This is a genomic window from Variovorax sp. RCC_210 (assembly GCF_041355175.1).
Lineage (GTDB): Bacteria > Pseudomonadota > Gammaproteobacteria > Burkholderiales > Burkholderiaceae_C > Variovorax.
In genome coordinates, this window is the sequence record NZ_JBFUPJ010000018.1 from 45,688 (window position 1) to 68,784 (window position 23,097).

The 23,097-nt window shown below is 68.8% G+C and carries 21 protein-coding genes; 8 read left to right on the top strand and 13 right to left on the bottom strand.

Going from position 1 to position 23,097, the window contains the following annotated elements; all coding sequences use genetic code 11:
* Positions 1-9: 9 nt before the first annotated feature.
* The 6 genes from AB6807_RS34010 to AB6807_RS34035 form a co-directional block, all read right to left on the bottom strand.
* Complete coding sequence (locus tag AB6807_RS34010; RefSeq protein WP_116910545.1) at positions 10-1,128, bottom strand: 3-deoxy-7-phosphoheptulonate synthase; 1,119 nt, start codon at positions 1,126-1,128, stop codon at positions 10-12.
* A gap of 230 nt (positions 1,129-1,358) precedes the next feature.
* Positions 1,359-1,895 (bottom strand): hypothetical protein, encoded by a 537-nt coding sequence (locus tag AB6807_RS34015; RefSeq protein ID WP_371088007.1) that lies wholly within the window; start codon positions 1,893-1,895, stop codon positions 1,359-1,361.
* A gap of 70 nt (positions 1,896-1,965) precedes the next feature.
* On the bottom strand, positions 1,966-3,426 hold the full coding sequence (gene tldD / locus AB6807_RS34020; RefSeq protein ID WP_116910547.1) for a metalloprotease TldD: 1,461 nt from the start codon (positions 3,424-3,426) through the stop codon (positions 1,966-1,968).
* A gap of 117 nt (positions 3,427-3,543) precedes the next feature.
* Positions 3,544-4,698 carry a rod shape-determining protein RodA gene (gene rodA, locus AB6807_RS34025; protein WP_116910548.1) on the bottom strand — a complete coding sequence of 385 codons (1,155 nt, stop codon included), beginning with the start codon at positions 4,696-4,698 and terminating at the stop codon, positions 3,544-3,546.
* Positions 4,699-4,730: 32 nt separating this feature from the next.
* Entirely contained in the window at positions 4,731-6,593 is a 1,863-nt protein-coding gene (locus AB6807_RS34030) for a sensor histidine kinase (protein WP_371088008.1), read from the bottom strand.
* A gap of 6 nt (positions 6,594-6,599) precedes the next feature.
* The gene (locus AB6807_RS34035; RefSeq protein WP_371088009.1) at positions 6,600-7,376 is read right to left on the bottom strand and encodes a response regulator; all 777 of its coding nucleotides are present in this window, start codon (positions 7,374-7,376) and stop codon (positions 6,600-6,602) included.
* A gap of 405 nt (positions 7,377-7,781) precedes the next feature.
* Between AB6807_RS34035 and AB6807_RS34040 the strand changes: the two genes are divergently transcribed.
* Genes AB6807_RS34040 through mtgA form a run of 5 tightly spaced genes read left to right on the top strand, consistent with a single transcriptional unit; the run spans position 7,782 to position 13,067 of the window.
* Positions 7,782-8,375, top strand: coding sequence for a YqiA/YcfP family alpha/beta fold hydrolase (locus tag AB6807_RS34040; RefSeq protein ID WP_116910551.1), 594 nt, complete (start codon positions 7,782-7,784; stop codon positions 8,373-8,375).
* 48 nt (positions 8,376-8,423) lie between these two features.
* Positions 8,424-10,496 (top strand): ribonuclease catalytic domain-containing protein, encoded by a 2,073-nt coding sequence (locus AB6807_RS34045; protein WP_371088010.1) that lies wholly within the window; start codon positions 8,424-8,426, stop codon positions 10,494-10,496.
* A 49-nt stretch (positions 10,497-10,545) separates the two neighbouring features.
* A complete protein-coding gene (locus AB6807_RS34050; RefSeq protein WP_371088011.1) occupies positions 10,546-11,397 on the top strand; it encodes an energy transducer TonB in 852 nt (283 codons plus the stop codon).
* Positions 11,398-11,448: 51 nt separating this feature from the next.
* Positions 11,449-12,327: a shikimate dehydrogenase gene (gene aroE, locus AB6807_RS34055; protein WP_371088012.1), complete on the top strand. Its 879-nt coding sequence runs from the start codon at positions 11,449-11,451 to the stop codon at positions 12,325-12,327.
* The gene (gene mtgA, locus AB6807_RS34060; protein ID WP_286517987.1) at positions 12,324-13,067 is read left to right on the top strand and encodes a monofunctional biosynthetic peptidoglycan transglycosylase; all 744 of its coding nucleotides are present in this window, start codon (positions 12,324-12,326) and stop codon (positions 13,065-13,067) included. The genes aroE and mtgA overlap by 4 nt, the downstream gene beginning before the upstream one ends.
* On the opposite strand, the gene AB6807_RS34065 is transcribed toward mtgA, so the two are convergent.
* The gene (locus AB6807_RS34065) at positions 13,033-13,476 is read right to left on the bottom strand and encodes a DUF2809 domain-containing protein (protein WP_371088013.1); all 444 of its coding nucleotides are present in this window, start codon (positions 13,474-13,476) and stop codon (positions 13,033-13,035) included. The two genes, mtgA and AB6807_RS34065, sit on opposite strands and share 35 nt — an antisense overlap.
* Before the next feature lie 9 nt (positions 13,477-13,485).
* Between AB6807_RS34065 and AB6807_RS34070 the strand changes: the two genes are divergently transcribed.
* The gene (locus AB6807_RS34070) at positions 13,486-14,391 is read left to right on the top strand and encodes a lysophospholipid acyltransferase family protein (RefSeq protein WP_371088014.1); all 906 of its coding nucleotides are present in this window, start codon (positions 13,486-13,488) and stop codon (positions 14,389-14,391) included.
* A gap of 1 nt (position 14,392) precedes the next feature.
* Positions 14,393-15,382: a phosphatidate cytidylyltransferase gene (locus tag AB6807_RS34075; protein WP_116910557.1), complete on the top strand. Its 990-nt coding sequence runs from the start codon at positions 14,393-14,395 to the stop codon at positions 15,380-15,382.
* A gap of 36 nt (positions 15,383-15,418) precedes the next feature.
* On the opposite strand, the gene AB6807_RS34080 is transcribed toward AB6807_RS34075, so the two are convergent.
* Complete coding sequence (locus AB6807_RS34080; protein WP_371088015.1) at positions 15,419-17,494, bottom strand: hypothetical protein; 2,076 nt, start codon at positions 17,492-17,494, stop codon at positions 15,419-15,421.
* Positions 17,495-17,644: 150 nt separating this feature from the next.
* Here AB6807_RS34080 and ruvC point away from each other — a divergent pair, with 150 nt between their 5' ends.
* Entirely contained in the window at positions 17,645-18,193 is a 549-nt protein-coding gene (gene ruvC / locus AB6807_RS34085; protein ID WP_116910559.1) for a crossover junction endodeoxyribonuclease RuvC, read from the top strand.
* Positions 18,194-18,212: 19 nt separating this feature from the next.
* Here the strand turns inward: ruvC and AB6807_RS34090 are convergent, their stop codons facing one another.
* The 5 genes from AB6807_RS34090 to AB6807_RS34110 all read right to left on the bottom strand — a co-directional run bounded on the left by AB6807_RS34090 (position 18,213) and on the right by AB6807_RS34110 (position 23,095).
* Entirely contained in the window at positions 18,213-18,389 is a 177-nt protein-coding gene (locus AB6807_RS34090; protein ID WP_165840367.1) for a hypothetical protein, read from the bottom strand.
* 42 nt (positions 18,390-18,431) lie between these two features.
* Complete coding sequence (gene lpxC, locus AB6807_RS34095; protein WP_371088016.1) at positions 18,432-19,355, bottom strand: UDP-3-O-acyl-N-acetylglucosamine deacetylase; 924 nt, start codon at positions 19,353-19,355, stop codon at positions 18,432-18,434.
* Positions 19,356-19,663: 308 nt separating this feature from the next.
* Positions 19,664-20,881 carry a cell division protein FtsZ gene (ftsZ, locus tag AB6807_RS34100; protein ID WP_116910561.1) on the bottom strand — a complete coding sequence of 406 codons (1,218 nt, stop codon included), beginning with the start codon at positions 20,879-20,881 and terminating at the stop codon, positions 19,664-19,666.
* A 167-nt stretch (positions 20,882-21,048) separates the two neighbouring features.
* The gene (ftsA, locus tag AB6807_RS34105; protein ID WP_093126106.1) at positions 21,049-22,278 is read right to left on the bottom strand and encodes a cell division protein FtsA; all 1,230 of its coding nucleotides are present in this window, start codon (positions 22,276-22,278) and stop codon (positions 21,049-21,051) included.
* Positions 22,279-22,306: 28 nt separating this feature from the next.
* Positions 22,307-23,095: a cell division protein FtsQ/DivIB gene (locus tag AB6807_RS34110; protein ID WP_116910562.1), complete on the bottom strand. Its 789-nt coding sequence runs from the start codon at positions 23,093-23,095 to the stop codon at positions 22,307-22,309.
* Positions 23,096-23,097: the final 2 nt, after the last annotated feature.

A 23,097-nucleotide genomic window follows, 5' to 3' on the forward strand; every position in this document is an offset into this window, starting at 1 on the left:
CAGCCCCCTTCAGCCGCGGCGCCGCTTGACGGCCTGCGACAGCGTGTCGAGCACCTGCACCGAGTCGTCCCAGCCGATGCACGCATCGGTGATGCTCTTGCCGTACTCGAGGCCCGACAGCTGGTCCTTGCCCGGGGTGAACTTCTGGGCGCCGGCCTGCAGGTGGCTTTCGACCATCACGCCGAACACGCGGTTCGAGCCCCCGGCGATCTGGCCCGCGATGTCCTTCGCCACGTCGATCTGCTTCTGGTGCTGCTTGGAGCTGTTGGCGTGGCTGCAGTCGACCATCAGCGTGGGCGGCAGCTTGGCGGCTTCGAGGTCCTTGCAGGCGGCCTCGACGCTGGCGGCGTCGTAGTTGGGCGCCTTGCCGCCGCGCAGGATCACGTGGCAGTCGGGGTTGCCGTTGGTCTGCACGATCGCGACCTGGCCGTTCTTGTGCACCGAAAGAAAGTGGTGGCCGCGCGCCGCCGCCTGGATGGCGTCGGTGGCGATGCGGATGTTGCCGTCGGTGCCGTTCTTGAAGCCGATGGGCGCCGACAACCCCGAGGCCAGCTCGCGGTGCACCTGGCTCTCGGTGGTGCGCGCACCGATGGCGCCCCAGGAAATCAGGTCGCCGATGTACTGCGGCGAGATCACGTCGAGGAACTCGCTGCCCGCCGGCAGCCCGAGCCGGTTGATGTCGATCAGCAACTGGCGCGCGATGCGCAGGCCTTCGTCGATGCGGAAGCTCTCGTCCAGGTACGGGTCGTTGATGAGACCTTTCCAGCCGACCGTGGTGCGCGGCTTCTCGAAGTACACGCGCATGACGATTTCCAGCGTGCCGGCGTACTTCTCGCGCTCGACCTTCAGGCGGCGGGCGTAGTCGAGCGCCGCGGCCGGGTCGTGGATGGAGCACGGTCCCATGATCACCAGCAGCCGATCGTCCTTGCCCGCCATGATGTTGTGGATGCTGCGGCGCGTGCCCTCGATCAGCGTCTCCACGGGCGTGCCGCGAATCGGGAAGAAGCGGATCAGGTGTTCGGGAGGGGGTAGCACGTTGATGTCCTTGATGCGTTCGTCGTCGGTCTTGCTGGTTTTTTCGACGCTCGCATACCAGCTGTCGCTGGCGGGGGCAGTGTTCGTGCTCATGGGTGCTTCCTTGTTGGAGTGGATATCGTCAGGGCATAAAAAAACCGCCGGGGGCTTGGAGGCCACCGGCGGTTTTGGGAGGGTGTTCGTTTGCTTTACGCGCTCGCCTCTCGTCCGCCGGAAACCGGGAACCAAAAGTAGGCAAAAAAGTAAGCGCGGAGGGCGGACATGTGGGCGGAATGTAGCACGGAAAAAGAAAACCCGGCGCGGGGGCCGGGCGTTCGTTGTTCTTATCGGTAACCCGATTCGTTGGGGTTGTGAATGATCCAGATCAGGTTGCCGGCGGAGTAGTCGCCCATGCCGCCACCCGCGAAGATCAGGCGGCCCTGGCCCTTGTAGGTCATCTCGAAGCGGTGCCGGTCGCTGCCGAAATAGAACGGGATGAAGGCCTTGCCGGTCACGTAAGCGCCCTGGTCGGTGGGCTGGCCCGCGAGGTCGGTGACCTGCCTGGCGCTCATGCCGATCTGCAGCTTCGTGAACTTGCTGTTGCGCGCCGGGTTGCCGGTGATTTCGCCTTCGTAGCCATTCAGGCCCTTCACGGTGCGGCCGCTGCCGGCCTCGATCTTCGACGAGTCGACCACGTTGCCTTGCGCGTCCATTCCGGCCTTGGCGCCGCCACGAGCCGATGTTGCGGGTGCTGCAGCCGTGGGGGCCGCCGCGGGCTGGCTGCCACCCGAACCGCCGCGCGACGCGCAACCCACGGTGGCCAGTGCCACGACGGCGGTCGCGGCCAGCAAAGCCGCGGACGAATTGATCCTGATCCTCATCGAAACGCTCCTTGTTTGAAAAACGAAGGAGCGCAGCTTAACAAGGCCGTTCAGGCCTGCTTCGGCAGGTTCAGGCCGTGCCGCCCACCGTCAGGCCGTCGATGCGCAGCGTCGGCTGGCCCACGCCCACCGGCACGCTCTGGCCTTCCTTGCCGCAGGTGCCCACGCCGGTGTCCAGCGCCATGTCGTCGCCGATCATGGTCACGCGGGTGAGCGCGTCGGGGCCATTGCCCACGATGGTCGCGCCCTTCACCGGGTACTGGATCTTGCCGTTCTCGACCCAGTAGGCCTCGCTGGCCGAGAACACGAACTTGCCGCTCGTGATGTCGACCTGCCCGCCGCCGAAGTTGGTGGCGTACAGGCCCTTCTTGATGCTGGCGACGATTTCCTTCGGGTCCTTGTCGCCGCCGAGCATGTAGGTGTTGGTCATGCGCGGCATCGGCACATGCGCGTAGCTCTCGCGGCGGCCGTTGCCCGTGGGCTTGACCTTCATGAGGCGCGCGTTCATCGAGTCCTGGATGTAGCCCTTCAGGATGCCGTCCTCGATCAGCACGTTGCGCTGGCTGGCGTTGCCTTCATCGTCCACGTTCAGCGAGCCGCGGCGGTCGGCGATGGTGCCGTCGTCGAGCACGGTCACGCCTTTGGCGGCCACGCGCTGGCCGATGCGGCCCGAGAACGCGCTGGAGCCCTTGCGGTTGAAGTCGCCTTCCAGCCCGTGGCCGATGGCCTCGTGCAGCAGGATGCCGGGCCAGCCCGAGCCGAGCACCACGGTCATTTCGCCGGCCGGTGCCGGACGCGCGTCGAGGTTGGTCAGCGCGGCCTTCACGGCGTGGTCGACGTATTCGGCGATCTGCTCGTCGGTGAAATACGCCAGGCCGAAGCGACCGCCGCCGCCGCCGGAGCCGATTTCGCGGCGGCCGTTCTGCTCGGCGATCACGGTGACCGACAGGCGCACCAGCGGGCGCACGTCGGCGGCCAGCGTGCCGTCGGCACGGGCCACCAGCACCACGTCGTACTCGCTGGCGAGGCCGGCCATCACCTGCGCCACGCGCGGGTCGCGCGAGCGGGCCAGCTTCTCGACCTTTTCGAGCAGCTTCACCTTGGCGGTGCTGTCGAGCGTGGCAATGGGGTCGACGCCGTCATAAAGCGAGCGGCTCGACGCGATCTTGCGCGCGGGCGTCTTCACGCGGCCGGTGCGGCCAGCGGAGGAAATGGAACGCACGGTGCGCGCCGCGTCGAGCAGCGAGGCCTCCGAGATGTCGTCCGAGTAAGCGAAGGCGGTCTTCTCGCCACTGACAGCGCGCACGCCGACGCCCTGGTCGATGCTGAAGCTGCCGGTCTTGACGATGCCCTCTTCGAGGCTCCAGCCTTCGCTGCGCGTGTACTGGAAGTAGAGGTCGGCGTCGTCCACCTTGTGCGAGGTGATCTCGGCCAGGGCCTTGCTCAGGTGCGATTCGTCGAGGCCGAACGGCGTGAGAAGGAGCTGTTGCGCCGTGGCGAGGCGCTCGATGGTGGGTTCGCGGGAGATCATTGCCAGATTATTGCTCGCCCCCAGGGCCGGCGCGCACTTCGTGCCGCTTTCGCCTTCCCCCCGCCGGGGGCAACACCGCGGCCTGGCAAGGCGGGCCCTGCGGTGTTCACCGCGGCGTCAGTTCTGCGCCAGCTTCCTCGCCCGCGCGATCGACATCAGGATGCCCAGCCCCAGCCCCAGCGTCACCATGGCCGTGCCGCCATAGCTGATGAACGGCAGCGGCACCCCCACCACCGGCAGGATGCCGCTCACCATGCCCATGTTCACGAAGGCGTAGGTGAAGAAGATCATGGTGACCGCGCCCGCCAGCAGCCGCGAGAACAGCGTGGTCGCGTTGGCCGCGATGGTCAGGCCGCGAAAGATCAGCAGGATGAACGACGCGATCAGCGCCAGGTTGCCCACCAGGCCGAATTCCTCGGAATAGGCGGCGAAGATGAAGTCGGTGGTGCGCTCGGGAATGAACTCGAGGTGCGTCTGCGTGCCCTGCATGAAGCCCTTGCCGCCCACGCCGCCCGAGCCGATGGCGATCATTCCCTGGATGATGTGAAAGCCCTTGCCCAGCGGGTCTTTGCTCGGGTCGAGCAGCGTGCACACGCGCTGCTTCTGGTAGTCGTGCAGCACGCGCCAGTCGACGCCGTCGGCGCACAGCTGCGACTCGAACCCCACGATCAGCGTGATGGCCACCGCGCCGATCACCACTGGCGGCACGATCAGCTTCCAGGGCAGCCCGGCAAAGAAGATCACCGCCAGCCCGGCCGCCAGCACCAGCAGCGAGGTGCCCAGGTCGGGCTGCTTCATGATGAGCCCGACCGGCACCGCCAGCAGCACCGTGGCCACCACGAAATCGAGCGGCCGCAATTGCCCTTCGCGCCGCTGGAACCACCACGCCAGCATCAGCGGCATGGCGATCTTCAGGATTTCGCTGGGCTGGATCACCACGCCCAGGTTGATCCAGCGCTGCGCGCCCTTCTTGGTGATGCCGAACAGCGCCACCGCCACCAGCAGCGCCACGCCCATGGAATACAGCGGCACGGCGGCCACCATGAGCCGCTGCGGCGGCACCTGCGCCACCACGAACATGATGAAGCCGGCCAGCAGCATGTTGCGGCCGTGGTCGATGAAACGCGAGCCGTGGTCGTACCCCGAGGAATACATGGTCAGCAACCCGGCGAACGCGAGCAGCAGCACGGCGAAGGCCAGAAAGCCGTCGAAGCCCTGGAAGATGGGCGCGATGCGACGCGCCAGGGAGGGCTGATTGAACACGGCAGACATGGGGGCGGATTATCCGCGCCCCGCCGCCTGCCTCAATCGAAAACCAGCTGAACGACCGTGCGCCCAGGTCGGCTTTCGAGCGCCAGCGCCGCGCCGATGGCCCCCGCGCGCTCGGCCAGCGCCCGCGGCGGGTGCGCGGCGTCGAAGCCCCTGCCGTTGTCGATCACGCGCAACACCAGCGAGCGGCCGCGCATGTCGGCCTCGATGCGCAGCACGCTGGCCTGGGCGTGCTGCAGCACGTTGGAAATCGCCTCGAAAAGTAAAAACTGCAGCTGGCGCATGGCCTGCGCGTCGAGGCGCGCCACCGGCGCCAGCTCGGCCACGGCCCATTCGAGCGCGATGCCCGCCGCCGCCAGCCGCGGTTCCAGCCGGTAGCGCGCCGCCGCGAGCAAGGCGCCGACATCGCCCGGCGGCAGGTGGATGGAGTCGATCGACAGCTTGAGCTGGTCGAGCGAGTCGCGCAGCGTGCGCAGCAGGTCGCCCGAGCTGGTCTGGCCCGACTGCAGCTGGCGAATGGCCGAGCTGATGTGCGAGCCCACGCCGTCGTGCATGTCGCGCAGGATGCGCTCGCGCTCGTGGGTGCGCGCCTGGTCGCGCGCCGCCGCCTCGAGCTCGGCGTAGGTGGCGGCCAGCTCGCGCTCGCGCTGGGTCACGCGGTCGGCCAGTGCCGTGACCCAGCCGCGCGCCTGCACGGTGGCGGTATGAAAGCGCCGCAGCACGATCAGCAGCAGCGCCACGCCGAAGAACACCGACGAATAGCGCACCCAGGTCGTTTCCCCGTAGGCGTCGCTCAGGCGAATCACCAGCCAGTCGCGCACGCCGAAGGCCACCGACACCAGCGCCGCGCCCGCCACCAGCCACTGCTCGGTGTTCGGCCTGCGCACCGTGGCCACGACGAAGGCGCCCACGAAGCCGGCGACGAACACGATCTCGACCGCGAGCCAGCCGGTGAGCCACAGCGGCTCGTCGCGCTGCAGCGCCAGCGAACTCGCCAGCACCGTGCCGGCCACCATGGCGCACAGCGGCCAGCGCAGCCACTGCAGGCGCGGGTTGCGCGCCCAGCCCGACAGGTGAAAGCAGAACATCATGGCCGACGCCGCCCAGCCCGCGTAGCAGGCCGCCATCAGCACGCCCCAGGCGCCCCAGGTGAGCGGCGGCTCGGCGATCGCGCTGTCGGCCACGCGCGCGGCCCAGCAGAACTCGGCCAGCGCCACCCACAGGTAGATGCCGTCGCGCCGGGCCCCGCCCCGGCCCTGCCCTTGCGCGTCGACCTGCGTCAGCCACAGCCCCATCGCGATGCCGCCCACGACCAGGCTGAAGGCGGTCAGCAGCACCGAGCCGGTGAAGCGCCAGGCGTATGCGCTTTCGAACAGCTCGGTGCGCACCGGCGCCGCCGGGCCGATGACCACGGGCGACAGGCCCGCGCGCCGGGCGCTGTCCGCGCGCAGCCGGATCTGCAGCCGGTTGTCGCCCTGGCGCAGCAGCCGCCCGGGCACCGGCACATAGATGGGCGCCTTGGCGTAGTCGGCGCCATTGCCCTTCGAAAGGTCGCCATAGACCTGCAGCAACGCGTCGTTGAGCTGCACCTCGAAGACGTTGCCCACGCGCGGAATGAAGATGCCCCACGGCGTTTCGGGCGCGGCGTCGAGCCGGAACGGCAGCTCGAAGCTCGCCATGCCGGGGCGCCCGTGGTGCCTCCGGTCCCAGTGGTAGGAAAGCTCGACCGGCTCGGTGCGCAAGACGCCGTCGACCGAGGTGGTCACGGTGCCGTGGCGCAGTTCAATGGGCGCTTCGGCTGCCACCGCCGCCGAAGCCGACAGCCCGCACAGCCCCGACCACCCCGCCAGCAGCATCGCCAGCCATAGCGCAAGCAGCGACAGCCGCCTCGGCCGCATCTGGCGTCAGCCCGGGTGTGACAGCAGGCCCAGCCGCGTCGCCTCGAAGACCGCTTCGCTCTTGGAGTGCACCGCGAGCTTGCCGTAGAGGTTCTTGATGTGGGTCTGCACCGTGTGCACGCTCAGCCCCTTGAGCCGCGCGATTTCCGCATAGGAGAAGCCGCGCGCGATGAGCGTGAGCACCTCGTGCTCGCGCGCCGACAGCAGGCCGCGGTCGGACTCCTCGGACGCCGCCTCGGGCGCGGCGCCACCGGTTCCACTCGAACCACCCGCGCTCCCGGAGGTCACGCCCGGCACCGCCGCCGACTGCAGGCTGCGGTACTTGGCCAGCACCCGCCGCGCGATCATGGGCGAGATCGGCGAGGCGCCGGCCTTCATCTCCACGATGGTCTGCGCGATGTCCTCGGGCGCTGCGTCCTTGTGGATGTAGCCGACGGCACCGGCCTCGATGCTGGCCAGCACGTTCTCCTCGTCGCCGAAGACCGACACCACCAGCGGCTCGCAGCCGGGAAAGCGCGTGACCGCGTCGCGGATCACGTCCAGCCCGGTGCCGTCGGGCATGCCCAGGTCGACCAGCAGCACGTCGGGAATGGTGGTGGTGCGCGCCAGCCAGGCCAGCGCCTCCTGCACCGTGCCGGCGCTGCCGAGCCAGTACAGCCGCGGGCTGCGCTGCACGCTCGCCTCGAAGAAGGTGCGCGCGCGACTGTCGTCCTCGACGACGAGCACGCCCCAGCGGCGTGGCGTCGCGTCGTGCTGAGCCTCTGTGTTCATGGGCGGAAGCATAAGGCGCGCGGCCTGTCGAAAATCCGGGCAAGACTCCCCCGTTCATGGGATGCACGCAACACTGCCCGCCACGACACTTGCGCCGCTTTCAGCCACGTGAACAACGCAGCGGTACCTCTCCCATGCCAGCGTTCATGCAACTGAAGTAGTCCGAACGTAGACCATTCAAAGCTTCCATGGCTGCGGGCTGAATACTTTTGAATTCCTTGCGCGCAGCAACACTCCACGGGGTGTGCGCGGGATGCCTGAGCACCCCTGGCACCGGCACGCCAGGTCTTTACCGAAGAACCCCGGACAGCGGGGTTTTTGTACGTTGGAAGCGGCCTCGCGAGAACAGACCTCATGCAGAATTACCCGCTTCCGGCAAGTGGGGTGCAACCTCGGCACCCACCGTTTTTTCCTCGCATGGATCCGCAAACCACTCACCTGTTGTACCTGCACGGCTTTCGCTCGTCGCCCCGCTCCACCAAGGCGCGGCTCATGGCGCAGCGCGTGGCGCAACGCCATCCGGACCTCCACTGGTGGTGCCCGCAGCTGCCGCCGTCGCCGCACGACGCCATCGACATGGTGATGAAGGGCATCGCGCACTGGCCGCGCAAGTCGATGGCGGTGGTCGGCTCGTCGCTCGGCGGCTTCTACGCCACCTACGTGGCCGGCATGACGCGCTGCCGCGCCGTGCTGCTGAACCCCGCCGTGCACCCCGCGCGCGACCTCACGCGCTACATCGGCGACCAGACCGTGTGGCACGACCCGTCGGAGCACTTCTACTTTCGCCCCGAATACATCCACGAGCTGCGCGCCATGGAAGTCGGCCAGCTCACGCGGCCCGAGCGCGTGTTCGCCATCATCGCCAAGGGCGACGAGGCGCTCGACTGGCACGAAATGTCCGCGCGCTACCCCGACAGCAACATCAAGCTGCTCGAGGGCAGCGACCACGCGCTGTCCGATTTCGAAAAAGCCCACCTCGACGACGTGATGGCGTTCATCAACCCGGTCTGAACGCGGCCGGGCCCGGGCGAGCCCCTCCTGCGTGGGAGAATCCCGCCCATGTTTGTATTGTTTGAAGAAGCCGGCAAGTACCTCGGCGGCCGCGTGCTGTCGGAGGCCGAATCGTCGGCGCAAGTCGAGCTCGACACGGGCAAGCGCGTGAAGGTCAAGGGCGCCAACATCGTGTTGCGGTTCGAAAAGCCCTCCCCCGCCGAGCTGATCGCCGAGGCGCGCACGCTCGCCGCCGGCATGGACCTCGACCTCGCCTGGGAATTCGCGGACGAGGGCGAATTCGGCTTCGCCGACCTGGCGGCCGACTATTTCAGCGACAAGCCGTCGCTCGCGCAGCAGGCCGCCGCGCTGTTCGCCCTGTTCGAGGCACCGCACTACTTCCGCCGCGCGGGCAAGGGGCGCTTCAAGAAGGCGCCGGCCGAAATCGTGCAGCAGGCGCTGGCCGCCATCGAGAAGAAGAAGGCCGTGCAGGCGCAGATCGTCGAATGGGCCGGGCAACTGGCCGAGGGCGTGTGCCCGCCGCCGATTCGCGAGCAGCTCTACAAGATCCTGTTCAAGCCCGACAAGAACGCCCCCGAGTACAAGGCCGTGGTCGACGCCTCGCGCGCCACGCAACGCCCGCCGCTCGACCTGCTGGAGCGCGCCGGCGCCATCGATTCGCCCTACCAGTTCCACTGGCGGCGCTTCCTGTTCGAGAACTTCCCCAAGGGCACCGGCTTCCCAGCGCTCGCGGCACCCGCCATCGCCGACGAGCTACCCGTGGCCGCCGGCGTGCAGGCCTTCTCCATCGACGATTCGCAGACCACAGAAATCGACGATGCGCTCTCGGTGCAGGGCCTGGGCAGCGGCACCGTCACGGTCGGCGTCCACATCGCGGCGCCGGCCCTGGCGCTCACGCCCGGCAGCGCCATCGACAACGTGGCGCGCGCGCGCATGTCGACCGTCTACATGCCGGGCTACAAGATCACGATGCTGCCCGACGAGGTGGTCAACACCTACACGCTGCTCGAAGGCGGCGACCGCCCGGCCGTGTCGCTCTACGCGCGCTTCGACGAAGCCACGCTGGAGCTGCAGGGCACCGAGACCCGGCTGGAGCGCGTGCCCATCGTGGCCAACCTGCGCCACGACCAGCTCGACGCCGTCGTCACGCAGCCCTGGCTCGAAGACGCCGCGTTCCAGGGCGAGAACACGCCCGACGCCGCCGCGCAGCTGCGCGCGCCGCTCTCCTTCCTGTTCCGCCTGGCCAAGCAGCTGAAGGCGCAGCGCGAAGTGGTGCGCGGCAAGCCCGAGAACTTCAACCGGCCCGACTACAACTTCCGCCTCGTCGGCAACGACGGCAACGAGCCCGTGGGCAACGAGCAGGTGCAGATCAGCACGCGCCAGCGCGGCGCGCCGCTCGACCTGATCGTGTCCGAGGCCATGATCCTGGCCAACAGCACCTGGGGCAGCTGGCTCGGCGAACTCGGCGTGCCCGGCCTCTACCGCAGCCAGGCCAGCCTGGCGCCCGGCATCAAGGTGCGCATGGGCACGCGCGCGCTGCCGCACGCGGGCCTGGGCGTGAAGAGCTACGCCTGGAGCACCTCGCCCCTGCGCCGCTACACCGACCTGGTGAACCAGTGGCAGATCATTGCCGCCGCGCGCCACGGCAAGACCGCCGCGCTGGCCGCCCCCTTCAAGCCGAAGGATGCCGACCTGTTCTCCATCCTCTCGGGCTTCGACGCGGCCTACGCCACGTACAACGCCTACCAGGGCGGCATGGAACGCTTCTGGACGCTGAAGTACCTGCAGCAGCAGGGCATCACCGAACTGGAGGCCACCGTCATCAAGGACCTGCCCAACGGCGCGCTGGTGCGGGCCGAGACGCTGCCGCTGGTGTTCCCCGTGGCCGGCCAGCAGGAGCGCGGTGCGCGCCTGCGCGTGAAGCTCGGCGAAATCGACGAGATCGCGCTCGACGTGACCGGCACGGTGCTCGAACGCCTCGACACGCCGAAGCCTGGCGAGGGTGACGAGGGCGCCGGCGAAGACAGCGCCGAGGACGACGAAGAAGTGGTGGCCGGCCCGATCGCCATCGCCGTCGACCTGACAGACAGCGAGGCCGCGCCGGAAAACACCGCTGCATGAACGCCGGCGGATCGTCCGGCGAAGTGCGCCCCCTGGAGGAATTTCGAGAATGAACTTCAAGGACCTCAGCACGCTGCAGATTGCCCTGGGCGTGTCGGTCATTGCGCACGCCGCGCTGCTCGCGGTGCGCTTCGTCGATCCCGAATCGTTCAACAAGGTCTTCAGCGAAACGCCGCTCGCAGTCATCCTGGTCAACAGCAAGACCAACGACAAGCCCGACGCGAACGCGCGCGTGATGGCGCAGACCTCGCTCGCCGGCGGCGGCGACCTCGACAAGGGCCGCGCCACCAGCCCGCTGCCGCCGTCGAGCTTCACCACCATGGGCGACTCCTTCGAGGAATCGCGCCGCCAGGTCGAGGCGCTGCAGGCCCAGCAGATGCAGATGCTCGCGCAGATCAAGCGCGAGCTGGCCGCCATGCCGGTGCCCGACCCGCGCAGCGCGGGCGAGCCCACCGAGGCCGCCGCGCGCGAGGAAAAGCGCCGCCAGATGGTGAACCTGGTCGCCGAGATCGAGCGCCGCGTGAACGAGGAAAACGCGCGCCCCAAGAAGCGCTACCTGAGCCCCGCCACGCGCGAGGCCGCGTACGCCCTCTACGTCGATTCGCTGCGCCGGCGCATCGAGCTGAAGGGCACCGAGAACTTTCCCACGGCCGCCGGCAAGAAGCTCTACGGCGAGCTGAAGATGACCATCACCATCAACTTCGACGGCAAGGTGCTCGACACCGCCGTCGACGAGAGCTCGGGCGACGTCACGCTCGACCGGCGCGCGCAGGCCATCGTGCGCAGCGTGGGCAACTTCGGCAAGTTCACCGACGCCATGCGCAAGCAGACCGACCAGATCGTGCTGCAGTCGCGCTTCAAGTTCACGCGCGACGAGACCATCGAGCTCTCGTCCCAGTAAGCCCCCCACACCACAAGAGCACGCCACCGGCGGCAGCGGAGACACAAGGCCATGGACCTGTACTGCGTAATGGGCAACCCCGTCGAGCACAGCCGCTCGCCGCGCATCCACGCGCGCTTTGCCGAACTCTGCGGCCAGCAGATGGACTATGGCCGGCGGCTGGTGCCGCTGGGCGCCTTCGCCGAGCACATCGCCGCCTTTCGCCATGAAGCCGCCGAGCGCGGCGACACCGCGCGCGGCTGCAACGTGACCGTGCCTTTCAAGTTCGACGCCGCCGCGCTGGCGCAGCACACCAGCGAGCGCGCCACGCTCGCGCAGGCGGTGAACACGCTGCGCTTCGCGGACGACGGCGGCATCCACGCGGACAACACCGACGGCATCGGCCTGGTGAACGACATCGAGCGCAACGCGGCGGTGCCGCTGCAGGGCAAGGCGCTGCTGCTGATCGGCGCGGGCGGCGCGGCGGCCGGCGTGCTGGGCCCGCTGCTCGACGCGGGCGCCTCGCGCGTGGTGGTGGCCAACCGCACGGTGGGCAAGGCCGTCGAGCTGGTGCGCCGGCATGCGGCCATCGCGCTGCGCCACGGCGCCGCGCTCGAGGCCTGGGCACTCGACGAGGTGCCGGGCAGCTTCGACGTGGTGGTGAACGCTACCGCCTCCAGCCTCGCCGGCGATGCCGTGCCCGTGAACGCGAGCGTGCTGCGCCCGGGCGGGCTGGCGGTCGACATGATGTACGGCCCCGCGGCCGCCGGCTTCATGGCCTGGGCCGAGGCGCACGGCGCCACGGCGCGCGACGGGCTGGGCATGCTGGTCGAGCAGGCGGCCGAAGCCTTCGAGATCTGGCGCGGCGTGCGCCCGCCTTCGGCGCAGGTGCTGGCGGAGATTCGCGCCGAGCTTGCGGCGCTGGCCGCGGCCAAGCACCCCGCCGCATGAAAGCCGTGCTGCGCCTGATCGCCTGCCTCGTGGTGGCGGGCGTGGCCCTGGAGCTGTTCTTCGTGGTGCGCATCGCGGCCATGGCCGTGGTCGATCCGCAGAGCACGGCCTTCCAGCGCTCCGAGGCCTGGCAGATCGCCATCCACCAGGGCAGCGAAGGCGGCTGGCGGCAGCAATGGGTGCCCTACGGGCAGATCAACGACACGCTCAAGCGCGCCGTCATCGCGAGCGAGGACGCGGGCTTTGTCGACCACAACGGCGTGGAGTGGGAAGCCATCGAGCGTGCGCGCCAGCGCAACGCCAAGGCCGAGGAACTGGCCGCCAAGCGCGCCGCACGCGCGGTGGCGCGCGGCAAGCCGGTGCAGCCGGTGCGCCTGCGCGGCGGCTCGACCATCACGCAGCAGCTGGCCAAGAACCTGCTGCTGTCGGGCGAACGCACCATGCTGCGCAAGGGCCAGGAGCTGGTGCTCGCCACGCTGCTCGAGGTGTTCCTCGGCAAGCAGCGCATCCTGGAGCTGTATCTCAACAACGTCGAGTGGGGCGAGGGTGTGTTCGGCGCGGAAGCCGCGTCGCAGTACTACTTCAGGAAGCCCGCGGCGCGCCTGAGCGCGAACGAGGCCGCGCGCCTCGCGGTGATGCTGCCGAGCCCCAAGTTCTTCGAACGCCGGCCCGGCTCGCCCTACCTGAGCGGGCGCGCCTCGACCGTCATGGCGCGGATGTCTTCGGCCGAACTGCCTTGATCGCCTTGGCCTCCCTGAGCGACCGAACTGCGTTGCGCAGGGCTTCGAGCGCCAGCACCGCTGCGAAGCCGATCACGTAGGCCACCACGTCCCACCAGTCGGCCGTGCTGCCGAGCACGATGCGCAGCGCGCGATTCGGAATGCGCAGGTGCCACGCCGACGCCAGGTACTGCCCGAGTTCGACCGCGCACCCCACGCCCAGCGCGGCCAGCGCCAGCGGCCACGCGCGCGCGCCGATCGCCGTCTTGAACACGAAGTACACCCACACCACGGCGAGCACGTCGCCGAAGAAGCTGCGCACCCAGCCCCATCGCGCGCCGACGGTGGCCAGCAGCACGAGCAGGACAAAAAGGGCCACCGCCCACGCCAGGGAAAGAGGATCGAAACGCCATCGCATGGCCCGTATCATCGCGCCCATATGCTGGCTAAGCTCACAGGTTGGTTGTTGTTGGGAATCGTCCGGTTGCTCACGGGCGCGCAAGCGCGCTGGTACGGGTGTCCGCCGAAGGCCGAGCAACGCATCTATTTCGCCAACCACCAGAGCCACGCCGACCTCGTGATGATCTGGGCCGCGCTGCCCGAGGAATTGCGCAGCATCACGCGGCCCATCGCGGCGCGCGACTACTGGGCCAACACGCCGTTCAAGCGATGGATCACGACGGAGGTGTTCAACGCGGTGTACGTGGAGCGCGCGGCGACGGCGCCCGTCGTGCCGGTGGCTCCAAGTGCTTCAGTAGCTCCGGCGGATGTTCCGGCACCGGCACCGACACCGGCACCGACGGCATCACGCGCCGCCGCAGCGTCGCCCGCCGAGCGCATCGAGCCGTCGATGGAGCCGCTGCTCCCCATGTCGCTGCCCTTCGCCGACGCGTCCGTGGAGGTCATGAACGAAGTGCAGGGGCAACTCGACCTTCCTGCGCCACCGCCACCGCCACCGCCACCACTTTCGCCCGCACCTGAAGCACCACCGGCAGCCACCCAGCCCGAGACGCCGCCCGCCACCGACCCGCTGGCCCCGCTCATCGAGGCCCTGCGCAGCGGCGACTCGATCATCATCTTTCCCGAAGGCACGCGCGGCCACACCGGCGAGCCGCAGAAGTTCAAGTCGGGCCTGTACGCGCTAGCCACGATGTTTCCCGAGGTGGTGCTGGTGCCGGCCTGGATCGACAACGTGCAGCGCGTCATGCCCAAGGGCGAGATCGTGCCCGTGCCCATTCTTTGCTCCGTCACTTTCGGCGCGCCGCTGCGCGTGGAAGAAGGCGAAGAGCGCCGGCCTTTCCTCGACCGCGCACGCGCCGCCGTGATCGCCTTGCGCGACGTCTGACATGAACCAGTTCCTGCGCAACCTCAGCCCGACGCACCAGGTCGCGGCCCTCTTCCTCATCGTCTTCGGCGTGCTGGTCATCGTGAGCACCACGGCCTTCTTCCTGTCGTTCAGGGAGCGCCGCAACCCCGTGCACGACGCCGCCTGGCAAGCCGAGCTGGCGCACTTTCGCGGCCTGCTGGGCACCACCTGGTTCATGGTGGTGATCTTCTGGGTCGGCTGGGCGCTGGGCGAGACGGTGGCCACGGTGCTGTTCGCGCTGATCTCGTTCTTCGCGCTGCGCGAGTTCATCACGCTCTCGCCCACGCGGCGCGGCGACCACCGCAGCCTGATCCTCGCGTTCTTCGTGGTGCTGCCGATCCAGTTCTGGCTGGTGGCCACGGCGCGCTTCGACCTGTTCACGGTGTTCATTCCGGTCTACGTGTTCCTGGCCATTCCGGTGGCCAGCGCGCTGTCGAACGACGCCAGCCACTTCCTGGAGCGCAACGCCAAGCTGCAGTGGGGGATCATGGTCTGCGTCTACGGCATGAGCCACGTGCCGGCGCTGCTGCTGCTGAGCTTTCCGGGCTACGAGGGCAAGAGCGCGTTCCTCGTGTTCTTCCTGGTGTTCGTGGTGCAGACCTCGGTGCTGGTGCAGCACCTGATCTCGCGCCGCATGCAGCGCACGCCCTTCGCGCCCAACGTGAGCCGCAGCTTCAACTGGACCAGCTGGGGCATCGGCATCGTGGTGGCCAGCCTGGTGGGCGCGCTGTTCTCGTTCATCACGCCGTTCAAGTTCGGGCAGGCGCTGGCGGTGTCGGTCATTGCCTGCATCGCGGGCTCGATGGGGCACCTGGTGATGAAGGCGCTCAAGCGCGACCGCGGCATTCCCAACTGGGGCAAGAAGGGCGTGGGCGTGACGGGGGCCAACGGGCTGCTGGACCGCGTCGACGCGCTGTGCTTCGCGGCGCCGATCTTCTTCCACTCGATCCGCTGGTACTTCAACGCCTGAAGCGCCTGCATCGCATGCAAGGCGCGGCGTCTGCGCTCAGGGCTTGCGCCGCATCACCCGGGCCAGGGCCTGCTTCGCCATCCGCCCCAACGCCTTGGCCTTCAGCGCCTGCAGTTCGCGCGACATGCGCGTGCGCTGCTCCGCCGACAGCGCGGTGCCGAAACGCCCCAGCGCCTGTTCGAGCGCCGCGCGCTGCTGCTCCACGCGCCCCTGCCGCCCTTCGGCCTCGGCCAGCCATTCGCAGGCATTGGCCACGCGCTCGCGCAGCGCCGCATCGCCCGACTCGCCGAAGCGCGCGATCAGCACGCGGTAGGCCTTGGCCTGGCCCGTGGCATCGCCGAGCTTCTCGAGCACCTTGGCCTTGTTGACCATCGACCTGGCGGCCCACAGCTGCAGCGCGCTCTCGCGCGCGACCGCGGTGCGCGCGACCACTTCGTCGTAGCAGGCAACGGCGTCGCCGAGCCGCCCGGCCTGGCGCAGCGCGGCCCCCTTGCGGAACAACGCGCCGGCCACGCGCGCGCGCAGCTCGGGCAGCTCGGAGTTGCCCCAGCGCGCGACGATCTGGTCGTGCACCCGCACCTCTTCGTCGCGCTGGCCGAGGCGGTCGAGCGCCGTGCTCTTGTACTGCAGGCACAGCGCCACCTGCTCCTGCATGGCGGTGGAAGCGTCGGCGCCGTAGCTGGCGTCCATGGCATCGGCGGCCTCGACCACGTCGGCGAAGCGCCCCAGCGCGACCAGGCAGAAGGCCTTGTGCACCAGCGCACGCGCGCACTGGCGGCGCAGCTCGGGGTGCGGCGATGCGGCCTGCGCGGCCAGCACCTCGTCGAACAGCGCCACGGCCTCCAGCGGCTGACCCGCATCGCCGAGCGTGCGGCCCTGCCTGATTTTTTCGCGCACCGCATCGCGCAACTCGCCAGGCAGCTCGCCCGCATCGGCAGGCCCTGCCCTGCGCAAGCGCCGCATGCAGGCCGCGCGTCCGCTCGAGGCCTTGCCGAGCGTCACCTGGTGCTCGGGCGCGCTGGCGTCGCGCAGCGCCGCCACGAGCTGCCCGTACACGGCCAGCGCTTCCTCGGCCCGGCCCAGCAGTTCGAGCAGCACATGGCCCTTGTTGAGCAGCGCGCTGGTCACGGTGCGCTGCACCGCGACGTCGGTGTCGTCGGCGAAGATGGCGAGCATGCGGTCGCAGGCGGCCAGCGCCGCCTCGCCGTCGCCGCGGTCGCGCAGGCCCACGGCCCAGTCGTAGGCGCGCACCGCCGCCATGCGGCGCACCTGCGAGGACGCATCGCGCCCGTAGCGCTCAAGCAGCCAGCCCACCAGCTCGGCGCGCCGCGCCTGCTCCTCGAAGCCCAGTCCGTCGAAGAACAGCGCCAGCGCGCGCACGCCTTCCACGCGCAGCTCGGCCGCCGCATCCGACAGGCTCGCCTCGATCTGGTCGGCCACCTGCAGGCACAGCACCTGCGCCTGCGTGTGCTGCGCCAGCTCGCGCAGGTTCAGCACCGAGGCCAGCCGCGCCCGCGCCACGCGCAGCACCACGTCGGGGTCGGTGCTGGCGTCGAAGCGCTCCACGGCGGCCTCCAGCGTGGCCAGGGCCTGCTGCGGAAGGCCTCGGTGGTGCTCGACCTCGGCCTTGCGCAGCCGGGCCTCCACGCGCTGGGCATCGAGCGCGGCGTCGGCCTTGGTGTCGAGCAGCTCGCTCATGGCATCGCAGGCCTCGCAGCGGGCTTCGGGGTCGTCGAGCAGCCAGGTGCGCTGGAACAGCGCGTCGGCGATCTGCAGGCGGATCTCGGGTTCGCTGCGATGGCCGTGCGCGGCCAGCAGGCGGTCGAGCGTGGTCAGGGCGTCGGCCGAGCGGTGCATCTGCCGCAGCATGTGCGCGATGAGGCGCAGCGCTTGGCAGCAAGGCGCCACCACGTCGGCCCCGGGCATGGCGCCGAACTCCTCCAGCAGCCGGCCGCAGGCGGCCAGCGCTTCGCCGCGGCGACCCATCTCGTTGAGCAGCTCGGCGCGGCGAAAGCCCGCGACGACGCGCTCCGAGGGCGACGCCGCGTGTGCGTCGGGCAGGGCCTGCGCCTCGTGCGTTTGCCGGCGCGCGGAGGACTCGACTACATTCACATTCGCTTCCTTGTGTGGCGCGCGCCGCGCGCGGCGGGGTGGACTGTACGAACCGGGCCGGATTCTGCCCGTGATCGAACCGGTTTCACACAAGGTTTCGCAGCTCTTTCTGCTCTCTTTACCCGGGCTTAGGCCTTTACGTTTCCTTTCATGCGCATTCTTGGCATCGACCCCGGCTTGCAGACCACCGGCTTCGGCGTGGTCGACGCGGACGGCCATGCGCTGCGCTACGTGGCCAGCGGCACCATCAGCACGCGGCACCTGGGCACCGGCAATCTGCCGGCACGCCTGAAGGTGCTGTTCGACGGCATCGCGGAGATCACCGCGCGCTACCAGCCCGATGCGTCGGCGGTGGAAATCATCTTCGTCAACGTCAACCCGCAGTCGACGCTGCTGCTGGGGCAGGCGCGCGGCGCCTGCGTCACGGCCCTGGTGACGAACAACCTGTCGGTGGCCGAGTACACGGCGCTGCAGATGAAGAAGGCCGTGGCCGGCCATGGCGGCGCGGCCAAGGCACAGGTGCAGGAGATGGTGCGCCGCCTGCTCGACCTGCCCGGCGTGCCCGGCGCCGACGCGGCGGACGCATTGGGCATCGCCATCACGCATGCGCAGGTGGGGCGCTCGATGGCGCGGCTGGCGCAGGCCGCGGAGCTGTCGAAGACGCATGCCGGCACGTACCGGCAAGGCCGTTCGCGCTAGCGCAGGCCCGGACGCACGCTCAGGCCACGCGCTCCGCGATCAGCACCGCGAAGAAACCGAAGGCCGCGAGCAGCGTCCACTTCAGCACGATCCAGCCGAAGCGCCGGTACTTGGCCTGGCCGGTGCCGGCATAGAACGCGAACGACACGCCCGCCACCAGAAGCAGCAGCAGGATGGCCCAGCGGAAGAGAAGCATCGGGAAGGTTGCCGGCGTTGCGAGCGTCGAGGGGCGTTGCGCCTACCAGGCGCGCGCCACTTCGTTGAAGCCGCGCGGTGCGCGCTTCTCGTCGTCGAAGCTCACGACCTCGTAGGCATCGCTGTGCGAGAGCAGCTCGCGCAGCAGCTTGTTGTTCAGCGCATGGCCCGAGCGGAACGCCGTGTAGGCCGCCAGCAGCGGCTTGCCGACCACGTACAGGTCGCCCATGGCGTCGAGGATCTTGTGCTTCACGAACTCGTCGTCGTAGCGCAGGCCGCCGGCATTGAGGACCTTGGTGTCGTCCATGACGATGGCGTTGTCCAGCCCGCCGCCGAGCGCGAGGCCCTTGCTGCGCATGTACTCGACTTCTTTCGTGAAGCCGAAGGTGCGCGCGCGTGCGATGTCGCGGCTGTACGAGTCGGTGCCCAGGTCGAACTCCACGCGCTGGCCGGTGGAGTTCACCACGCGGTGGTCGAAGTCGATCTCGAAGGCCAGCTTGAAGCCGTGGTACGGCTCCAGCCTCGCCCACTTCTCGTTGGCGCCCTCACCTTCGCGCACCTCGACCTTGCGGGTCACGCGAATGAAGCGGCGCGGCGCCTTCTGCAGCGCGATGCCCGCGCTTTGCAGCAGGAACACGAAGGACGAAGCCGACCCGTCGAGGATCGGCACTTCGTCTGCCGTGATGTCGATGTAGAGGTTGTCGATGCCCAGGCCCGCGCAGGCGGACATCAGGTGCTCGACCGTCTGCACCTTGGCACCGCCTTCGGAGACGGTGGAGGCCAGGCGCGTGTCGGTGACCGCCTCGGCGGTCATGCGGATCTCGACCGGCTCGGGCAGGTCGACGCGGCGAAACACGATGCCCGTGTCGGCGGGGGCCGGTCGCAGGGTCAGTTCCACGCGTTGCCCGCTGTGAAGCCCCACGCCCACGGCGCGGCTGATCGACTTGAGGGTTCGTTGTTGCAGCACGCCGGGGATTTTAGGCGCGCCACGCGCGTGGCGGCCTATGCCCCTGGCTATGGCACCGATAGACATGGGTTCTATGAATGACCAGGCGAATGATGGACGCAACGGGCACGAAGCAAACGCAGCGCGTAGGGCCGGTGGAAGTCCCTTTCAGGTCTTCCCCGTGCCCCTTGCGAACCTTCGTGCCCGCTGCGTCTGGTCAGCCACTTCGCACAACACAGCGGAACCGGCCGGGCCGGTCCGCGGGCGTCGCCCCCGGCAGGGGTCGGCGAAGCGGCACGAAGTGCGCGCAGCCTGGCGGCGAGCCAGGTTCAGTCGGCCTGGCGGCGCAGGAAGGCCGGGATCTCGAAGTCGTCCATGCCGCCCGAGGACAGCGCGTCGACCTTGGCAGCGGCCATCGTGCGGTTGGTGCGCCACACGCTGGGCACGGCCATGCCGTCGTAGTTGGGCTGGCTGCCGTGGCCGCCGCTGCTGGCGTGGCCCATGCCACCGAGCGTGGGCACGGTGAACGGGATGTTGTCGGTGCCGGTGCGGATCACTTCCAGCGTCGGTGCCTGGCGGCGCGCGTCGGCGCGCGACAGGCCCGTGGCCACCACGGTCACGCGCATTTCGTCGCCCAGCGTGTCGTCGTAGGCCGCGCCGTAGATCACGTGCGCGTCCGGCGAAGCGTAGGCGCGGATGGTGTTCATCGCCAGCTTCGACTCGTTCAGCTTCAGCGAGCCCTTCGATGCCGTCACCAGCACCAGCACGCCCTTGGCGCCCGAGAGGTCGATGCCTTCCAGCAGCGGGCAGGCCACGGCCTGTTCGGCGGCGATGCGCGCGCGGTCGGGGCCAGCGGCCGCGGCCGTGCCCATCATGGCCTTGCCGGGTTCGCCCATCACGGTGCGCACGTCTTCGAAGTCGACGTTCACGCCGCCGTACTCGTTGATGATTTCCGAGATGCCGCCCACGGCGTTCTTCAGCACGTCGTTGGCTTGCGCGAAGGCTTCGTCCTGCGTCACGTCTTCGCCCAGCACGTCGAGCAGCTTCTCGTTGAGCACGACGATCAGCGAGTCGACGTTGGCTTCGAGCTCGGTCAGGCCGGCGTCGGCGTTGGTCATGCGGCGGCCGCCTTCCCAGTCGAAGGGCTTGGTCACCACGCCCACGGTGAGGATGCCCATTTCCTTGGCCACGCGCGCGATCACGGGGGCCGCGCCGGTGCCGGTGCCGCCGCCCATGCCGGCCGTGATGAACAGCATGTGCGCGCCGTCGATGGCCGCGCGAATGTCGTCCACCGCGAGCTCGGCTGCTTCACGGCCCTTGTCGGGCTTGCTGCCGGCGCCCAGGCCGCTGGTGCCGAGCTGGATGATCTTGTGCGCGTTGCTGCGTTGCAGTGCCTGTGCGTCGGTGTTCGCGCAGACGAACTGAACGCCCTGCACGCCACGCTCCATCATGTGGGCGACTGCATTGCCGCCGCCACCGCCGACACCGATCACCTTGATCTGCGTGCCCTGATTGAACTCTTCGACTTCGATCATTTCGATGGTCATTTTTAACTCCTTGAATCTTGCAGTTGCCGTTATGTATCTGTGAATGTTCTTGTGCCTGACGCGCTCAACGTTCGAGCGTCACGATGGTGGACCTGTGCGTCGCCATCGCTCGTTGAAATGCAAAGGGGGGCTGCCGCGCGCGAGCCAGAGTGGAGACTTGATCATGGCTAGAAATTCCCCACGATGAAGTCCTTGAAACGTCCGAATGCAGTCTTTACCGACCCATTCTTCTGTGCCACCTTGAAGCCGCGCATGCGTGCGAAGCGAGCCTCCTCGAGAAGGCCCATGACTGTAGCGGCGCGAGGCTGCGCGACCATGTCGGACAACGCGCTGGAATACTTCGGAATGCCTCGGCGCACGGGCTTCAGGAAGATGTCTTCGCCGAGCTCGACCATGCCCGGCATCACCGCGCTGCCGCCCGTGAGCACCACGCCCGAGGACAGCACCTCTTCATAGCCCGACTCGCGCACCACCTGCTGCACGAGAGAGAAGATTTCCTCGATGCGCGGCTCGATCACGCCGGCCAGCGCCTGCTTGCTCAGCATGCGCGGGCCGCGGTCGCCGAGGCCCGGCACCTCGACCTGCGACTCGGGGTCGGCCAGCAGCTGCTTGGCATAGCCGTGCTCGACCTTGATGTCTTCCGCGTCCTTGGTCGGCGTGCGCAGCGCCATCGCGATGTCGCTCGTGATGAGGTCGCCCGCGATCGGGATCACGGCCGTGTGGCGGATCGCGCCGTTGGTGAAGATGGCCACGTCGGTGGTGCCCGCGCCGATGTCCACCAGCACCACGCCCAGCTCGCGCTCGTCCTCGGTCAGCACCGCCTGGCTGGAGGCCAGCGGGTTGAGCATCAGCTGGTCGACTTCCAGGCCGCAGCGGCGCACGCACTTGATGATGTTCTCGGCCGCGCTCTGCGCGCCGGTCACGATGTGCACCTTGGCTTCCAGGCGCATGCCGCTCATGCCGATCGGCTCCTTCACGTCCTGGCCGTCGATCACGAACTCCTGCGGCTCCACCAGCAGCAGGCGCTGGTCGCTGGAGATGTTGATGGCGCGCGCCGTCTCCACCACGCGGGCCACGTCGGCGGGCGTGACTTCCTTGTCCTTCACCGCCACCATGCCGCTGGAGTTGATGCCGCGGATGTGGCTGCCGGTGATGCCCGTGTACACGCGGCTGATCTTGCAGTCGGCCATCAGCTCGGCCTCTTTCAGGGCCTGCTGGATGCTCTGCACCGTGGCGTCGATGTTCACCACCACGCCGCGCTTGAGCCCGTTGCTCGGCGCGATGCCGAGGCCGGCCAGCTTGAGCTCGCCGCCGGGCAGCACCTCGGCCACCACCACCATGACCTTGGCGGTGCCGATGTCGAGTCCTACGACCAGGTCTTTGTATTCTTTGGGCATTGATATGTCCTCGATTCCTCGGTGTTCGCTACTTGATTTTTCTTGGGGTCTCGGGCGAGACCGTGGTGACGCCGCGCAGCCGCAGGGCATACGCGTCGTTGTGGCGCAGATCGGCGCCTTCGACATCGGCCATCGAGCGGCGGTACTGGGCCGAGACCTGGGTCACGGTCTTCAGGAACCGTTGCAGCCGGGCCGTCACTTCCTCGCTCTGGCCGCGGCCGAGTTCGATTTCCGCGCCGCTGTCCAGCACCACCTTCCAGCTGCCCCGGCTCGACAGCGTGAGCTCGTCGATGGCCAGGTCGTAGGGCTGGAACTGCGGCTGCAGCACGCGGTACATGCCCAGCACCTGTCCGGCCTGCTCGATCGGGCCGTCCAGGCGCGGCAGGTTGTCGTCCACCTCCGCCACGTTGGCTTCGAACACATCGCCGAAACCGTTGATGAGCTTGGAGCCCGCGTCGTCGCCCCACGTGGCCACCGGCACCTGCTCGGTCAGTGTGACGTGCAGCTTGTTCGGAAACTCGCGCCGCACCACCGCGCTGCGCACCCACGGCACCGACTCGAACGCCGCGCGGGCGCGCGACAGGTCGATGGTGAAGAAGTTGCCGTTCAGCTGCGGCGCCACGTTGGCGCGCAGGGTCACCGCGTTGTTGTGCGTGACCTCGCCATCGACCTTGATGCCGGCCAGCGGGAAGAAAGGTTGGCGCAGCACCCACCAGGCACCCGCCGCCAGCAGCATGAGCGTGACCATCACGAAGGCGATGTTCGCGACGATGTTCATGAGCTTGACGTCGAAGGGTGCGGGAATGCTGTCGGCCATGG

What these genes read in the sequence shown, in the direction of transcription:
- AB6807_RS34010 (WP_116910545.1), bottom strand. Translation starts at nt 1,128, where the DNA reads ATGAGCACGAACACTGCCCCCGCCAGCGACAGCTGGTATGCGAGCGTC.
- AB6807_RS34015 (WP_371088007.1), bottom strand. Translation starts at nt 1,895, where the DNA reads ATGAGGATCAGGATCAATTCGTCCGCGGCTTTGCTGGCCGCGACCGCC.
- tldD (WP_116910547.1), bottom strand. Translation starts at nt 3,426, where the DNA reads ATGATCTCCCGCGAACCCACCATCGAGCGCCTCGCCACGGCGCAACAG.
- rodA (WP_116910548.1), bottom strand. Translation starts at nt 4,698, where the DNA reads ATGTCTGCCGTGTTCAATCAGCCCTCCCTGGCGCGTCGCATCGCGCCC.
- AB6807_RS34030 (WP_371088008.1), bottom strand. Translation starts at nt 6,593, where the DNA reads ATGCGGCCGAGGCGGCTGTCGCTGCTTGCGCTATGGCTGGCGATGCTG.
- AB6807_RS34035 (WP_371088009.1), bottom strand. Translation starts at nt 7,376, where the DNA reads ATGCTTCCGCCCATGAACACAGAGGCTCAGCACGACGCGACGCCACGC.
- AB6807_RS34040 (WP_116910551.1), top strand. Translation starts at nt 7,782, where the DNA reads ATGGATCCGCAAACCACTCACCTGTTGTACCTGCACGGCTTTCGCTCG.
- AB6807_RS34045 (WP_371088010.1), top strand. Translation starts at nt 8,424, where the DNA reads ATGTTTGTATTGTTTGAAGAAGCCGGCAAGTACCTCGGCGGCCGCGTG.
- AB6807_RS34050 (WP_371088011.1), top strand. Translation starts at nt 10,546, where the DNA reads ATGAACTTCAAGGACCTCAGCACGCTGCAGATTGCCCTGGGCGTGTCG.
- aroE (WP_371088012.1), top strand. Translation starts at nt 11,449, where the DNA reads ATGGACCTGTACTGCGTAATGGGCAACCCCGTCGAGCACAGCCGCTCG.
- mtgA (WP_286517987.1), top strand. Translation starts at nt 12,324, where the DNA reads ATGAAAGCCGTGCTGCGCCTGATCGCCTGCCTCGTGGTGGCGGGCGTG.
- AB6807_RS34065 (WP_371088013.1), bottom strand. Translation starts at nt 13,476, where the DNA reads ATGATACGGGCCATGCGATGGCGTTTCGATCCTCTTTCCCTGGCGTGG.
- AB6807_RS34070 (WP_371088014.1), top strand. Translation starts at nt 13,486, where the DNA reads ATGCTGGCTAAGCTCACAGGTTGGTTGTTGTTGGGAATCGTCCGGTTG.
- AB6807_RS34075 (WP_116910557.1), top strand. Translation starts at nt 14,393, where the DNA reads ATGAACCAGTTCCTGCGCAACCTCAGCCCGACGCACCAGGTCGCGGCC.
- ruvC (WP_116910559.1), top strand. Translation starts at nt 17,645, where the DNA reads ATGCGCATTCTTGGCATCGACCCCGGCTTGCAGACCACCGGCTTCGGC.
- AB6807_RS34090 (WP_165840367.1), bottom strand. Translation starts at nt 18,389, where the DNA reads ATGCTTCTCTTCCGCTGGGCCATCCTGCTGCTGCTTCTGGTGGCGGGC.
- ftsZ (WP_116910561.1), bottom strand. Translation starts at nt 20,881, where the DNA reads ATGACCATCGAAATGATCGAAGTCGAAGAGTTCAATCAGGGCACGCAG.
- ftsA (WP_093126106.1), bottom strand. Translation starts at nt 22,278, where the DNA reads ATGCCCAAAGAATACAAAGACCTGGTCGTAGGACTCGACATCGGCACC.
- AB6807_RS34110 (WP_116910562.1), bottom strand. Translation starts at nt 23,095, where the DNA reads ATGGCCGACAGCATTCCCGCACCCTTCGACGTCAAGCTCATGAACATC.